Origin of the sequence: Pseudomonas sp. MM213 (assembly GCF_020423045.1) — a bacterium.
GTDB classification, from domain to species: Bacteria; Pseudomonadota; Gammaproteobacteria; order Pseudomonadales; family Pseudomonadaceae; genus Aquipseudomonas; species Aquipseudomonas migulae.
Genome location: NZ_CP081943.1, coordinates 1,399,765 through 1,413,089 on the forward strand (window position 1 = coordinate 1,399,765; position 13,325 = coordinate 1,413,089).

Below are 13,325 nucleotides of genomic sequence, written 5' to 3' on the forward strand. Positions count from 1 at the left end.
ATGCCCCTCGCACGCTCCCGCTGGCTTCCGAGCCTGCTGCTGACCGCCGCACTGCCGGCCATCGCGGCCGACGGCCCGGAATATGGCCCCGAACTGCAAGGCTTCGAATACCCCTATACGCTCAAGCATTTCGCCTTTGAATCCCAGGGCCAGTCACTGCAAATGGGCTACATGGACGTCGCCGCGCACGGCAAGGCCAACGGGCGCAGCATCGTGCTGATGCATGGCAAGAATTTCTGCGGCGCAACCTGGGACACGTCGATCAAGGCCTTGAGCGACGCCGGTTACCGGGTCATCGCGCCGGACCAGATCGGTTTCTGCACCTCCAGCAAACCGGACAATTATCAGTACACCTTCCAGCAACTGGCGGCCAACACCCAACAACTGCTCAAAGCCCTCGGTATCCAGAAAGCCAGCCTGCTCGGGCATTCCACGGGCGGCATGCTCGCCACCCGCTATGCGCTGCAATATCCCGAGCAGGTCGAACAACTGGCGATGGTCAACCCAATCGGTCTTGAAGACTGGAAAGCCCTCGGCGTGCCGTATCGCACGGTGGATCAATGGTACGAGCGTGAGCTCAAGGTGACGGCGCAGGGCATTCACGACTATCAGCGCAACACTTATTACGACGGCCGCTGGAAACCCGAATTCGACCGCTGGGTAAACATGTACGCGGGCATGGCCAAAGGCCCGGGCAAAACCCGGGTGGCGTGGAACTCGGCACTGATTTACGACATGATCTTCACCCAGCCGGTGTACTACGAATTCAAGGACCTGAAGGTGCCGACGCTGTTGCTGATCGGCACTGCCGACTCCACGGCCATCAACAAGGACATCGCCTCACCCGAGGTCAAAGCGAAAATCGGTCACTACGACGTACTCGGCAAACAGGTGGCGAAACTGATTCCTCACTCGACGCTGGTCGAATTCCCCGGCATGGGCCACGCGCCGCAAATGGAAGAACCGGCAAAATTCCACCAGGCCCTGCTCGCCTGGCTGAACAATTCCAACCCCGTTCATTGATGAGGTAAGGCGGATGGCTGTGCAGATTGCGGTACTCGATGACTGGCAGGATGTGGCGCGGCAGGTGGTTGACTGGTCGGCGCTGGACGCCATCGGCCAGGTGAGTTTCATCCATGACTATCCGGCGGATAACGAAACGCTGGCAGCACGGCTGGCCGGGTTTGAAGTGATCTGCGTAATGCGCGAGCGCACCCGCTTCGATGAAGACCTGCTGCGTCGGCTACCGACCCTCAAACTGCTGGTCACCGGCGGCATGCGCAACGCCGCCCTCGACCTGAAAGCCGCTGCCGCGCTTGGCATTCAGGTCAGCGGCACCGACAGTTACAAACACGCCGCGCCGGAACTGACCTGGGCGCTGATCATGGCCGCCACCCGCAACCTGGTCGTGGAAGCCAACGCCCTGCGTGCAGGTAAATGGCAACAAGGCCTGGGGGGTGACCTGCACGGCAAGACCCTGGCGATTCTCGGTTTGGGCAGCATTGGCCAGCGAGTCGCCCAGTTCGGCCAGGTGTTCGGCATGCGGGTAATCGCCTGGAGCGAAAACCTCACAGCCGAACGCGCCGCCGAAGTGGGCGTGACCTACGTCAGCAAGCAGGCGTTGTTCGAACAGGCCGACGTGTTGTCGGTGCATCTGGTGCTCAGCGACCGCAGTCGCGGCTTGGTCGACGCGCAAGCGCTGGACTGGATGAAACCCACCGCACTGCTGGTCAACACAGCTCGCGGGCCGATTGTCGATGAGGCAGCGCTGATCAAGGCACTGCAAAAACGACGGCTGGCCGGTGCGGCGCTGGACGTGTTCGAGCAGGAACCCTTGCCCGCTCATCACCCGTTCAGGACGCTGGAGAATGTGCTGGCGACGCCGCATGTCGGGTACGTCAGCCAGCAGAATTACCATCAGTTCTTTTCGCAGATGATCGAGGACATTCAGGCCTGGTCAGCTGGAGAGCCGATCCGGTTGCTCAGCTGAGACCCGGTCATCGTTCATCGCCGGCCAGCCGGCGATGAACGCACTACAAATCTAACTGGCCTTCATCGCGACAAACGCCGCCGTCACATAAGGCACCGTCACCACGTCCTTGCCCCCGCAATTCGGGCTCAGCGGCGATCAGCCCGCGAATTTGCCCATCCACCTTCGCCCGTTCCTGCGCGGATAAAGCCGCGACAAAACGGGTGGACACCCAGATCGACCACGAACCTGTGCGCGCGTGCCTCGAAAAGACTGCCCGAAAGAAATGAATAATTGTTCACCCTGCGGTGTTCATGACAGCGAAGACTCATCATTTCGGCCTGCGGGATAACACCTTGCGTTGCATGTTGCCGGGGCGTGGTTGAACTGAAACGAATAAACCAGTGGAGATCATCCATGAATACCCGTCTTACTGTTTTTACCGTTCAGCTACTACTCGCCTTTGCGTTGTCCGCTACCCTTGCATTGGCCAATGGTGACGATGACGCACCGGCCAGGCCCAACTGCCCGAAAGGCCAGGTCTTCGACTCCAGGTCGCAAAAATGCGTGAGGCAGACCAGCGGCGAGGTATCCGATGCCGACCGCACCGATTACGCCTATCGGCTGGCAAAGGACGGTCGCTACGAGGAAGCCCTGGCACTGCTCGACACGCTGAAAGAACCCGACACCGCCAAGGCGCTCAACTATCGCGGCTACGCTACGCGTAAACTGGGGCGCACCGACGAGGGCATCGGTTACTACCTGCAATCGGTCAAACTCGACCCGCAATACGCGCAAGTCCGCGAGTACCTCGGCGAGGCTTATGTGATCAAGGGTCGGCTGGATCTCGCCCAGGAGCAGTTGCAGCAGATAAAATCGATCTGCGGCAGCACCTGCGAGGAGTACCAGGACCTGGCTGAAGCCATTAACGATTCATCGAAAACCTGACAGGACGGAGGTCGCCATCGCCAGCGATCAGGCAATACGGGCAGAGCTGGGCCAGCACCTGGCGCGGTTATGGCGCTACGGCCTGCTGCTGTCCCGGCAGCGGCATGTCGCCGAAGACCTGGTGCAGGCCACCTGCGTGCGGGCGCTGGAGTGTGCCGGGCAATTTGTCCCCGGCAGCCGCCTGGACCGCTGGCTGCTGAGCATTCTGCATTCGATCTGGCTCAACGAAGTGCGCTCGCGCCGGGTGCGTCAGGGCCAGGGGCTGGTGGATGCCGACAACGCCTTGTCGTTCGACGGTGAACACGCCGCGCAAACTCACGTGCTCGCCACGCAGGTGATTCGGCGCGTCGATGCGCTGCCCGAAGCGCAACGCGAAACGGTATTTCTGGCCTACGTGGAGGGCCTGTCCTATCGCGAAGTCGCCGAAGTCCTGGACGTGCCCATCGGCACGGTCATGAGCCGCCTGGCCGCGGCGCGGGCGAAACTGGCCGAGTACCCGCCCTTGCACGCGGTGTCGAACCCTTCCACAGGAGAACGTCGATGAACGATCACACGATGCCTACGGACGAGCAACTGGTGGCCTACCTCGACGACCAACTCGATAGCGATCAGCGCAGCCGCATCGACGCAGTCATCGCCCAAGACTCGATGCTCAACCTGCGCCTTCAATGGCTGGCCCGCAGCAGCCTGCCGTTCAAGGCCGCCTACGACGAACTGGCGCAACAGGCGCCCGTGGACCGCCTGCAAGCGATGCTCGACACCTTGCCCTCGCCTGCCCGGCCCGCGATAAATCGGCGCCGGTTCCTCGCGGCGGCAGCCGGCCTGGTGTTGAGCGGCGTGCTCGCGGACCGGTTGTTCCTTGGCTGGCAGGCGAGCCAGCACAAATCCAGCTGGCGAGGGCTGGTGGCGGACTACATGTCGATGTACGTGCCGCAAACCCTGGAACACTTGCCCAGCGACGAAGCCACTCAACGCGCGCAATTGCACACCATCGACGCACGCCTGGGGCTGCGCCTTTTGCCGGCTCAATTGAGCCTGCCACGCGTTGAGCTCAAACGCGCACAAATCCTCGAATACGACGGCATGCCCATCGCCCAGATTACGTATCTGGACCCCGCGCACGGCCCCATGGCGTTGTGCGTCACCCGCTCAAACAGCCGCAGTCGCCACTTCGCCCACGAGCGTCGGCACGGAATGAACGTGGTGTATTGGGCGGACATGGAACATGCGTGGATGCTGATCGGACACAACCCGGCGTCGGAGCTGGAGGAGATGGCGAAGGTGTTGCGCAGTCGGCTAAGCGCGTGACCTGTAGGAGCCGGCTTGCTGGCGATGGGGCTATCAGACATTGCGTTGAATTCAAGGACGCCATCGCCGGCAAGCCGGCTCCTACACAGGTTTTGCGGCGGTCATCAGGCCGGGACCGGTAACCACAAACGGAACCGTGCGCCGCCCAGCGGAGACGGTTCGACGGTGAGCGTGCCGCCCTGTGCCTCCAGCGCCCGCCGACTGATCGCCAATCCCAGGCCAAAGCCGCCCGTCGCCCGATCGCGACTGCGATCCAGTCGATAAAACGGCTCGAAAATCCGCTCGCGCTCGTCATCGGGAATGCCGATCCCATCGTCATCGACCCAGATTTCACACCCCTTGGCACAGACCTGAACCCCGATCTGAATACGCTTCTCGCAGTAGCGCATCGCGTTGCGCAGCAGGTTCTGAATCGCCCGGGCAGTCAGCCGTGGATCGAGTGTGAAGCGTTCGAGCTGGCCGTGAAGCAGCACGTCGATCACGATTTCAGGGGACTCCAGCTCCTCATCGACACTGCCCAGAATGCTGTCGATGAACTCATCCAGCGACACTTCAACCTGCTCCGGTAGCCGGGCCGGGTTTTGCAAGCGGCTGTAAGACAGCAGCTCCAGCACCAACTCATCCAGTTCACGAATGTGCGCGACCAGCCCTTGCAGGCGCTCCCGACTGGCCGCCGGCAAATCGTCGGACAGTGCCAGCGCGAGGCCAAAATCCAGGCGGGTCAGCGGTGTGCGCAGCTCGTGAGAAACCGCGTTGAGCAAATCCCGCTGCTGGTTCAGCAGGTTTTCGATATCGCCGGCCATGGTGTCGAAAACGTTGGCCAGGCTACCAATGTTGGAATGGGTGGGGATCTGGGTGCGCTCGCTCAAATGCCCCTTGCCGAAGCGTTCAGCCGTGCCTTTGAGCCGCTCCAGGTCGCGCCAGTGCGGGCGCAGCCACAGCAACAGGCACGCGAGCATGGTCGCGCCGATCAACACGTTGATGCTCCAGTACAGCAAATTCACGTCCAGCGGGTCCGGCGGCACGACCATTTGCACGACGGTTTGCGAGTTCAACGGTGCCACCGCCAGCGTGCGCCAGCCCCAGTCGCCGATGCGCACGACATTCTCGCCACGCTGCAAACGTTTCTGTTCCGCCAGGGTCAGGCCGTCATCGTCATTGCGGCTGAGGACGATGTGCAGCGGGTTGAATTCCTTGTCCATCTCGGCCGCCAACGCTGACCACTGCGTTTCGGGCACGGCGTGAAACTGCTTGACGATCAGCGACTGCAACCCGCGCGAGTAATCGAGGTTGTAGGTGACAAAGCGCTCCTGGAAGACCTTGATCACCACGTCCGGCACCAGATAGATCGCCGCGCTGTACGAAATGATCGTCACCAGGTACAGGCGAAAGAGGATTCTGAACATCGCCTCAGCATTCCCACTCGGAACGGCTGAACAGGTAACCCTTGCCCCAAACAGTCTTGATCTTGCGCGCCTCGCCGGCATGGTCGTCGAATTTGCGTCGCAGCTTGGAAATCGCCACGTCCACCGAGCGGTCGGTGCCGTTGAATTCGATGCCGCGCAGGCGTTGCAGAATCTGGTCGCGGCTCAACACTTCGCCGGCATGCCGGGCCAGCACCACCAGCAAGTTGTATTCGCCGCTGGACAGCTCGACCAGTTGTTCACGCCAGGTCACGGTGCGTTCGGACAGGTCGATGCACAAATTGCCCATGAGGATGCGGTCGTTGGCAGTCTGCGGTTCGCTGAGGCTGCTGCGGCGCAACAGCGTACGAACGCGGGCCAGCAACACGCGGGGTTCGCAGGGTTTGGTGACGTAGTCATCGGCGCCCATTTCCAGGCCCAGCACCTGATCGTGGCTGTCGTCGCGGGCGGTGAGCATCAGGATCGGCAGCGTGGCCGAATCCGCGCGCAACAAGCGACAGACTTGCAGGCCGTCGAGCCCCGGCAACATCAGGTCGAGGATCACCAGGTCCGGCGGATTGACCCGCGCACGCTCGCGCACGTGGTCACCGCGGCTGATCACGCTGACGGAGTAGCCGTTGCGTTCCAGGTAGCTGGAAATCAACTCGGAGAGCGCGGTGTCGTCTTCGACCAGGAGGATGTTGGGCATGGGTGTTTCCAGAGAGTGCAGTGGCGGCTGTTATGCCGCCATCGCTAGCAGGCTAGCTCCCACAGGGGTTCAGTGGTGTTCACAATGTTTGTGTCCACATGAGATCCCTTGTGGGAGTTAGCCTGCTAGCGATGACTGCCTGACAGGCGCAATAAATTTCAAGCCGTGAAGGATATACGCCCTCACCCGTGCCTGAGCAAAACCATTACACAATTTCACACAGCACCAACAAAGCTTCACCGCTACCCTCGTCGCCTCCCCGTAGGATGCGGGAGTTCATTATTGGGGTATTTACATGTCGAAGAACCTGCTTGCCAAGCTCAGCCTGCTTGCCCTGGCGTTGACGCTGAGCGCGTGTGACAAATCCACGAGCGCTGAAGAGCAGGCGCCGTTGGCCACCGTGCGCATCGAGACCATCAAACCGCGGCCCCTGTCGATCACCAGCGAATTGAGCGGACGGATCGCCGCGCCACGGATAGCCGAAGTGCGCGCCCGGGTCGCCGGCGTGGTGTTGCAACGCGCCTTCCACGAAGGCAGCGACGTGAAAAAAGGCGATGTGCTGTTCCGCATCGACCCGGCACCGTTCAAGGCTGACCTGGACAGCGCCGAAGCCTCGCTGCGCAAGGCCGAGGCCAACGCCTTCCAGGCCAGGCTGCAAGAACAGCGCTACGCCCAGTTGATCGAAGGCAATGCCATCAGCGGCCAGGATTACGACAACGCCCGGGCTGCCGTACGGCAAACCGCCGCTGAAGTCGCGGCCAATAAAGCCGCCGTGGATCGAGCGAAACTGAATCTCGGGTACGCCACCGTCACCGCCCCCATTTCCGGGCGCATCGGCCGCGCACTGGTCACCGAAGGCGCATTGGTCGGGCAGAACGAAACCACGCCGCTGGCATTGATCCAGCAGTTGAACCCGATTCATGCCGACCTCACCCAGTCGACCCGCGAACTCAACGACCTGCGCCGCGCCTTCCGTTCCGGCCAGTTGCAGGAAGTGGGTCAGGGTCAGGCCAAAGCCACGCTGATTCAGGATGACGGCAGCCTCTATCCGCTGCCGGGCAAGCTGCTGTTCACCGACATCACCGTCGATCCGGGCACCGGCCAGATCATCCTGCGCAGCGAGTTTCCCAACCCGGACCTCGACTTGCTGCCGGGCAGCTTCGTGCGGGTGCGCCTGGAACAAGCGGTGAACCAGCAAGGCATCAGCGTGCCGCAACGCGCCATTCAACGCGACAGCGCGGGTGTTGCGCAGGTGCTGGTGCTCGATGCGGAACTGCGCGTCGGCCAGCAAACCGTAGAGCTGGGCGCCGTGCAAAACGATCGCTGGATCGTCACCGCAGGCCTCAAGTCTGGCGACCGCATCGTCATCGAAGGCCTGCAACACGCCAAGCCCGGCGAGAAAGTACAGATCGACGATTCCCTCTTCCACTTGCCCAGGTTTCTGGTCAGTAAGCAGGACGCTTTTCTATGCCGCAGTTCTTTATCGACCGCCCGGTGTTCGCCTGGGTGGTTGCCCTGTTCATCCTGCTGGCCGGTGCCCTGTCCATTCCGCAGTTGCCGGTGGCGCAGTACCCCGATGTCGCGCCGCCGCAGATCGAAATCTATGCCGTGTACCCGGGCGCCTCGGCGCAAACCGTGGACGAAAGCGTGGTCAGCCTGATCGAGGAAGAGCTCAACGGTGCCGATCACCTGTTGTATTTCGAATCGCAAAGCAGCCTCGGCAGCGCCACGATCAAGGCGACTTTTCAACCGGGCACCAACCCGGAGATGGCTCAGGTGGATGTGCAAAACCGCCTGAAAGTCATCGAGTCGCGCCTGCCGCAAGCGGTCAACCAGCAAGGTTTGCAGGTGGAGAAAGTCTCCGCCGGTTTCCTGCTGCTGATCACCCTGACGTCTACTGACGGCAAACTCGACGACGTGGCGCTCAGCGATTACCTGGCGCGTAACGTGATGAACGAGATCAAGCGCCTGGACGGTGTCGGCAAGGCCCAGCTGTACGGCGCCGAGCGGGCGATGCGGATCTGGATCGACCCGCAAAAACTGATCGGTTTCAACCTGACACCGGCCGACGTCAACGCCGCCATCGTTGCGCAGAACGCCCAGGTTTCGGCCGGCAGCATCGGCGACCTGCCGACCCGCACCACCCAGGAAATCACCGCAACCGTTCTGGTCAAAGGCCAGCTGTCGACCCCGGAAGAATTCGCTGACATCGTGCTCAAGGCCAATCCGGACGGTTCCACCGTGCGCATCGGTGATGTGGCGCGGGTCGAGATCGGCAGCCAGGAATACCAGTTCGGCACGCGCCTTAACGGCAAGCCGTCCACCGCCGTCGGCGTGCAATTGTCGCCCGGCGCCAACGCCCTCAGCACTGCGACGCTGGTGCGGGCGAAGATGGATGAACTGGCGCGCTACTTCCCGGCCAATGTGGAATACAAGATCCCGTACGACACCTCGCCTTTCGTCAAAGTCTCGATCACCAAAGTGGTTTACACCCTGATCGAAGCGATGGTGCTGGTGTTCGCGGTGATGTTCCTGTTCCTGCAAAACTTCCGCTACACGCTGATTCCGACCCTCGTGGTGCCAGTGGCGCTGATGGGCACCTTTGCGACCATGCTCGCGCTGGGGTTCTCGATCAACGTACTGACCATGTTCGGCATGGTACTGGCCATCGGCATTCTGGTGGACGACGCCATCGTGGTGGTGGAAAACGTCGAACGGATCATGGCCACCGAGGGCCTGTCGCCCAAAGAGGCGACGCGCAAAGCGATGAAGCAGATCACCGGGGCGATCATCGGCATCACTCTGGTGCTGGTCGCCGTGTTTATTCCAATGGCGTTCATGCAGGGCTCGGTCGGGGTGATCTACCGGCAATTCTCGCTGTCGATGGCCACCTCGATTCTGTTTTCGGCCTTCCTCGCCCTGACCTTGACCCCGGCGCTCTGCGCAACGCTGCTCAAGCCGATTGCCAAGGGTGAGCATCACGCCAAGGGCGGCTTCTTCGGCTGGTTCAACCGACGCTTCGAGCAACTGACCGAGCGCTATCAGGGCTGGGTCGCTTATGCGCTGAAACGCAGCGGTCGTTACCTGCTGATCTACGGCGTGCTGCTGATCGGTCTGGGGCTGTGCTTCAGTCGTCTGCCCTCTTCGTTCCTGCCGGTGGAGGATCAGGGTTACACCATCACCGACATTCAACTGCCACCCGGCGCGAGCAAAAATCGCACGGTGCAGGTGGTCGAGCAGATCGAAGCGCACAACGCCACCGAACCGGGTGTCGGCGACAGCACGGTGATTCTGGGTTTCAGCTTCTCCGGCAGCGGGCAAAACGCGGCGCTGGCGTTTACCACGTTGAAAGACTGGTCGGATCGCGGCAGCGATGACTCGGCGAGTTCGATTGCCGACCGCGCCAACATCGCGCTGAGCCAGATCAAGGACGCCATGGCGTTCTCGGTCCTGCCGCCGCCGGTGGACGGCCTCGGCACCTCCAGCGGTTTCGAGTTCCGCTTGCAGGACCGTGGCGGCCTCGGCCATGCCACGCTGATGCAGGCGCGTACCGCGTTGCTGGCAGCCGCCGAGAAAAGTCCGGTCCTGATGAACGTGCGCGAAAGCGCGCTGGCCGAAGCGCCGCAAGTGCAACTGATCGTCGACCGTAAACAGGCGAATGCGCTGGGGGTTTCGTTTACCGACATCGGCAGCGTGCTGTCCACCGCAGTCGGTTCGGCTTACATCAACGATTTCCCCAATCAGGGGCGGATGCAGCGGGTGGTGGTTCAGGCTGAAGGCGATCAACGCAGTCAGGTCGCCGACCTGCTGAAGATCCACGTGCGCAACAGCAGCGGGAAAATGGTGCCGCTGTCCGCCTTCGTCCAGGCCAAATGGACTCAGGGCCCGGCGCAGTTGACCCGTTACAACGGCTATCCGGCAATCAGTATTTCCGGTGAACCGACGCCAGGTCACAGCACCGGTGAAGCCATGGCGGAAATCGAGCGACTGGTCGCGCAAGGGCCAGCGGGCCTGGGCCAGGAATGGACCGGGTTATCGCTGCAGGAACGGCTGTCCGGCAGCCAGGCGCCGATCCTGCTCGGGTTGTCGCTGTTGATCGTGTTCCTGTGCCTGGCGGCGTTGTATGAGAGCTGGTCGATTCCGACTTCGGTGCTGCTGGTGGTGCCGCTCGGCGTGCTCGGCGCCGTGCTGGCCGTGACCTTGCGCGGGATGCCCAACGACGTGTTCTTCAAGGTCGGGCTGATCACCATCATCGGCCTGTCGGCGAAGAACGCGATCCTGATCATCGAGTTTGCCAAGAGCTTGTACGACGAAGGCCACGACCTGATCGACGCCACCCTGCAAGCCGCGCGCCTGCGCCTGCGGCCAATCGTCATGACGTCCCTGGCGTTCATCCTCGGCGTCGTGCCGCTGGCGATCGCCACTGGCGCGAGCTCGGCAAGCCAGCAAGCCATCGGCACCGGGGTGATTGGCGGGATGATCACCGCGACACTGGCGGTGGTGTTTGTGCCGGTGTTTTTTGTGGTGGTGATGAAACTGGTGCGCAAGCGCCACAAGAAAACCTGACCGCACACATCCCCCTTGTAGGAGCGAGGCTTGCCCGCGAAGGCGGTGTGTCAGTCGAGTGAAGTATTGACTGTTACAGCGCCTTCGCGGGCAAGCCTCGCTCCTACAGGGGTCGGTGTTGGTCAGAGGGGGCCACGCTGGGCTAAGGTGTTTGCATACCCTGGCCCATCGAGTTCACATGCCCTTCCTCGCCCGCACCCACCCTCGCCTGTCCGCCGCTGCGACCCTCGGTGTTGCGGTGGGCATTCTGGCTCCGGCCGATTCGATCATCAGCAAAATCCTCTTCGGCTGGAACGCCGGGGTCTGGTCGTATCTGGTGCTGATGCTCTGGCTCGCCGCCCGCGCCAAAGCGCCGGATGTGAAACGCATTGCCGAAGTCGAAGACGAGAACGCCGGGCTGGTGCTGTTCGTGGTGTGCATCGCCGCCATCGCCAGCCTGGCGACCATCACCTTCGAACTGGCCGGCAGCAAGGACCTGGAAACCACCCGCAAGCTGTTGCATTACGGGTATACCGCACTGACCGTCATCGGTTCATGGCTGTTGATCGGGGTGATTTTCAGCGTGCATTACGCCCGCCTGTTCTACACCTGGGCCGGCAAAGACCCGGCTTTGCGCTTCGCTGAAGGGCTGACCACCCCCAATTATTGGGACTTCCTGTATTTCTCGTTCACCATCAGCGCAGCCGTGCAGACCTCTGATGTCGGCGTGGCCACTCGGGAATTGCGCAAGATTGTGCTCGCGCAGTCGCTGATCGGTTTTCTGTTCAACACCGCGATTCTCGGGTTCTCGATCAACATCGCTGCGGGCCTGTTCAACTGAGCCGTGCACAAACGTTCTAGGCATCGCCCTCGCCACGGGCGTTAAATAACCCGGCAATCCGTCTCGCAGGTGCAGCATGACCACTCACAACTGGATCGACCTGGCCCAGGACGCCGACACCGGCATCGAGACGCTGCGCGCGCATTTCGAGGGCCACGCCTACGATCAGCACTGGCATGACAGCTATCTGGTGGGCGTCACCGAGCAAGGGGTGCAGCAATTCAACTGCCGGCGGGCCAGGCACCAGAGCACGCCGGGCAAAGTGTTTTTGCTCGAACCGGGTGACATCCACGACGGCGAAGCACCGACGGTCGATGGTTTCACCTACCGCATGCTGTACCTCGACCCGCAGTGGTTGAAGCGCGAGCTCAGTGCCGTGTTCGACAACGCGCCGGACAACAGTCAATTGAGCTTCGCCAATACCCTGGCCACCGACGTGCGCCTGGCCCACGCCACCAGCCTGGCGTTTCAGGCCCTGCACAACGGCGAGCTGAAAATTGTCCGCCAGACTGCCCTCGACGGACTGCTCGAGCGCCTCACCACTCACCTGCACTGGCGTGCCCGTTATGGCGAAGACCCGCGATTGCCGTTGGTGGCGCAGAAGGCTCGGGAGTATCTGCACGCCCATGCCCACGAGGACATCGGCCTCGACCAACTGGCCGCCGCAACGGGCGTCGATCGCTTTCGCCTGACCCGCGCCTTCAAGGCTGCCTACGGCATCGCCCCGCACGCCTATCTGGTGCAATTGCGCCTGGCCACGGCCCGCAGAATGCTGGCCCGAGGCGAACAACCGGCCACGGTGGCCATGGCGTTGGGGTTCGCCGATCAGAGTCATCTGGGCCGTTGGTTCGTGCGGGCCTACGGCCTGACGCCCGCGTTGTATCGCAAGCGCTGCTCAAATCTTCCAGACAGTTAACCGTGGGATTGTGAAGATCGACTTCAAAGATCTTCACCGGAGTTTGCCCGCGATGCTGTCCACTTTCCCGACGTTACTGCCCTTCCTGTTGTTTGCGTTCGTGGCGTCGATCACGCCCGGCCCGACCAACATTCTGGTGTTGAGCAACAGTGCCCGATACGGCTTGGTGGCCGCCGTGCCGATCATCTTCGGCGCCTGTGCCAGCGCCGCGACAATTGTGTTGTTGGTCGGCAGCGGTGCCGGGGCGTCGTTGACCGCTTGGCCCTTCGTGCAAACCGCCATGCAGTGGATCGGCGTCGCCTGGCTGAGTTACCTCGCCTGGCAGATTTTCAACGCTCCGGCAGAAGCCGTCACCACCCGAGATGCCGACGCCCGGCTCGGTCTTTTGGGCGCTGCCGGCCTGCAACTGATCAACCCGAAAACCTGGATGATGGCGCTGGCGGTTGTCAGTGTCTTTGCCGGGGCCGGCGAACAGCGCCTGGCCCATGTGATGGTTTTGTCGCTGGCGTTCTTTCTGATTTCCCTGCCCTGCCTTGGGGTCTGGGCGTTGCTCGGCGCGGGCTCCACGCGCTGGTTGCGCTCACCTCGCTCAATGCAACGCTTCAATCGCTGCATGGCCCTGTTGCTGTTGGGATCGGCCTGGTTGAGTCTTTGGGCCTGAATCCCATTCGTCGGCCATTGTCGGA

General features: G+C 62.0%; 11 protein-coding genes and 2 pseudogenes. 10 read left to right on the forward strand and 3 right to left on the reverse strand.

Annotated elements, in window-relative coordinates; genetic code table 11:
- Both K5R88_RS06225 and K5R88_RS06230 read left to right on the forward strand, forming a co-directional pair.
- Positions 1 to 1,023, forward strand: a complete 1,023-nt coding sequence (locus K5R88_RS06225; protein ID WP_226299449.1) for an alpha/beta fold hydrolase — start codon at positions 1 to 3, stop codon at positions 1,021 to 1,023.
- Between the two features lie 13 nt (positions 1,024 to 1,036).
- Entirely contained in the window at positions 1,037 to 1,990 is a 954-nt protein-coding gene (locus K5R88_RS06230; protein ID WP_008036836.1) for a D-2-hydroxyacid dehydrogenase family protein, read from the forward strand.
- Positions 1,991 to 2,041: 51 nt separating this feature from the next.
- Here K5R88_RS06230 and K5R88_RS06235 read toward each other — a convergent pair.
- Positions 2,042 to 2,198 (reverse strand): annotated as a pseudogene (locus K5R88_RS06235) (class I SAM-dependent methyltransferase); the annotation flags it as partial.
- A gap of 188 nt (positions 2,199 to 2,386) precedes the next feature.
- Here K5R88_RS06235 and K5R88_RS06240 point away from each other — a divergent pair.
- Genes K5R88_RS06240 through K5R88_RS06250 form a run of 3 tightly spaced genes read left to right on the forward strand, consistent with a single transcriptional unit; the run spans position 2,387 to position 4,225 of the window.
- Positions 2,387 to 2,917, forward strand: coding sequence for a tetratricopeptide repeat protein (locus K5R88_RS06240; RefSeq protein WP_223449942.1), 531 nt, complete (start codon positions 2,387 to 2,389; stop codon positions 2,915 to 2,917).
- Between the two features lie 46 nt (positions 2,918 to 2,963).
- Positions 2,964 to 3,461 (forward strand): RNA polymerase sigma factor, encoded by a 498-nt coding sequence (locus K5R88_RS06245; RefSeq protein WP_226300237.1) that lies wholly within the window; start codon positions 2,964 to 2,966, stop codon positions 3,459 to 3,461.
- Positions 3,458 to 4,225: an anti-sigma factor family protein gene (locus K5R88_RS06250; protein ID WP_226299450.1), complete on the forward strand. Its 768-nt coding sequence runs from the start codon at positions 3,458 to 3,460 to the stop codon at positions 4,223 to 4,225. Before K5R88_RS06245 ends, K5R88_RS06250 begins: the two co-directional genes overlap by 4 nt.
- 104 nt (positions 4,226 to 4,329) lie before the next feature.
- Here the strand turns inward: K5R88_RS06250 and K5R88_RS06255 are convergent, their stop codons facing one another.
- Positions 4,330 to 5,631: an ATP-binding protein gene (locus tag K5R88_RS06255; RefSeq protein WP_226299451.1), complete on the reverse strand. Its 1,302-nt coding sequence runs from the start codon at positions 5,629 to 5,631 to the stop codon at positions 4,330 to 4,332.
- 4 nt (positions 5,632 to 5,635) lie between these two features.
- Complete coding sequence (locus K5R88_RS06260; RefSeq protein ID WP_008031130.1) at positions 5,636 to 6,337, reverse strand: response regulator transcription factor; 702 nt, start codon at positions 6,335 to 6,337, stop codon at positions 5,636 to 5,638.
- Between the two features lie 295 nt (positions 6,338 to 6,632).
- Between K5R88_RS06260 and K5R88_RS06265 the strand changes: the two are divergent.
- The 5 genes and pseudogenes from K5R88_RS06265 (at position 6,633) to K5R88_RS06285 (ending at position 13,300) form a co-directional block, all read left to right on the forward strand.
- Positions 6,633 to 7,789 (forward strand): annotated as a pseudogene (locus tag K5R88_RS06265) (efflux RND transporter periplasmic adaptor subunit).
- A gap of 15 nt (positions 7,790 to 7,804) precedes the next feature.
- The gene (locus K5R88_RS06270; protein WP_226299452.1) at positions 7,805 to 10,903 is read left to right on the forward strand and encodes an efflux RND transporter permease subunit; all 3,099 of its coding nucleotides are present in this window, start codon (positions 7,805 to 7,807) and stop codon (positions 10,901 to 10,903) included.
- 178 nt (positions 10,904 to 11,081) lie between these two features.
- Positions 11,082 to 11,723 (forward strand): DUF1345 domain-containing protein, encoded by a 642-nt coding sequence (locus K5R88_RS06275; RefSeq protein ID WP_207284400.1) that lies wholly within the window; start codon positions 11,082 to 11,084, stop codon positions 11,721 to 11,723.
- Between the two features lie 76 nt (positions 11,724 to 11,799).
- Positions 11,800 to 12,639, forward strand: a complete 840-nt coding sequence (locus tag K5R88_RS06280) for an AraC family transcriptional regulator (protein ID WP_226299453.1) — start codon at positions 11,800 to 11,802, stop codon at positions 12,637 to 12,639.
- Positions 12,640 to 12,691: 52 nt separating this feature from the next.
- A complete protein-coding gene (locus K5R88_RS06285) occupies positions 12,692 to 13,300 on the forward strand; it encodes a LysE family translocator (RefSeq protein WP_226299454.1) in 609 nt (202 codons plus the stop codon).
- Positions 13,301 to 13,325 lie beyond the last annotated feature (25 nt).

What these genes read in the sequence shown, in the direction of transcription:
- K5R88_RS06225 (WP_226299449.1), top strand. Translation starts at nt 1, where the DNA reads ATGCCCCTCGCACGCTCCCGCTGGCTTCCGAGCCTGCTGCTGACCGCC.
- K5R88_RS06230 (WP_008036836.1), top strand. Translation starts at nt 1,037, where the DNA reads ATGGCTGTGCAGATTGCGGTACTCGATGACTGGCAGGATGTGGCGCGG.
- K5R88_RS06240 (WP_223449942.1), top strand. Translation starts at nt 2,387, where the DNA reads ATGAATACCCGTCTTACTGTTTTTACCGTTCAGCTACTACTCGCCTTT.
- K5R88_RS06250 (WP_226299450.1), top strand. Translation starts at nt 3,458, where the DNA reads ATGAACGATCACACGATGCCTACGGACGAGCAACTGGTGGCCTACCTC.
- K5R88_RS06255 (WP_226299451.1), bottom strand. Translation starts at nt 5,631, where the DNA reads ATGTTCAGAATCCTCTTTCGCCTGTACCTGGTGACGATCATTTCGTAC.
- K5R88_RS06260 (WP_008031130.1), bottom strand. Translation starts at nt 6,337, where the DNA reads ATGCCCAACATCCTCCTGGTCGAAGACGACACCGCGCTCTCCGAGTTG.
- K5R88_RS06270 (WP_226299452.1), top strand. Translation starts at nt 7,805, where the DNA reads ATGCCGCAGTTCTTTATCGACCGCCCGGTGTTCGCCTGGGTGGTTGCC.
- K5R88_RS06275 (WP_207284400.1), top strand. Translation starts at nt 11,082, where the DNA reads ATGCCCTTCCTCGCCCGCACCCACCCTCGCCTGTCCGCCGCTGCGACC.
- K5R88_RS06280 (WP_226299453.1), top strand. Translation starts at nt 11,800, where the DNA reads ATGACCACTCACAACTGGATCGACCTGGCCCAGGACGCCGACACCGGC.
- K5R88_RS06285 (WP_226299454.1), top strand. Translation starts at nt 12,692, where the DNA reads ATGCTGTCCACTTTCCCGACGTTACTGCCCTTCCTGTTGTTTGCGTTC.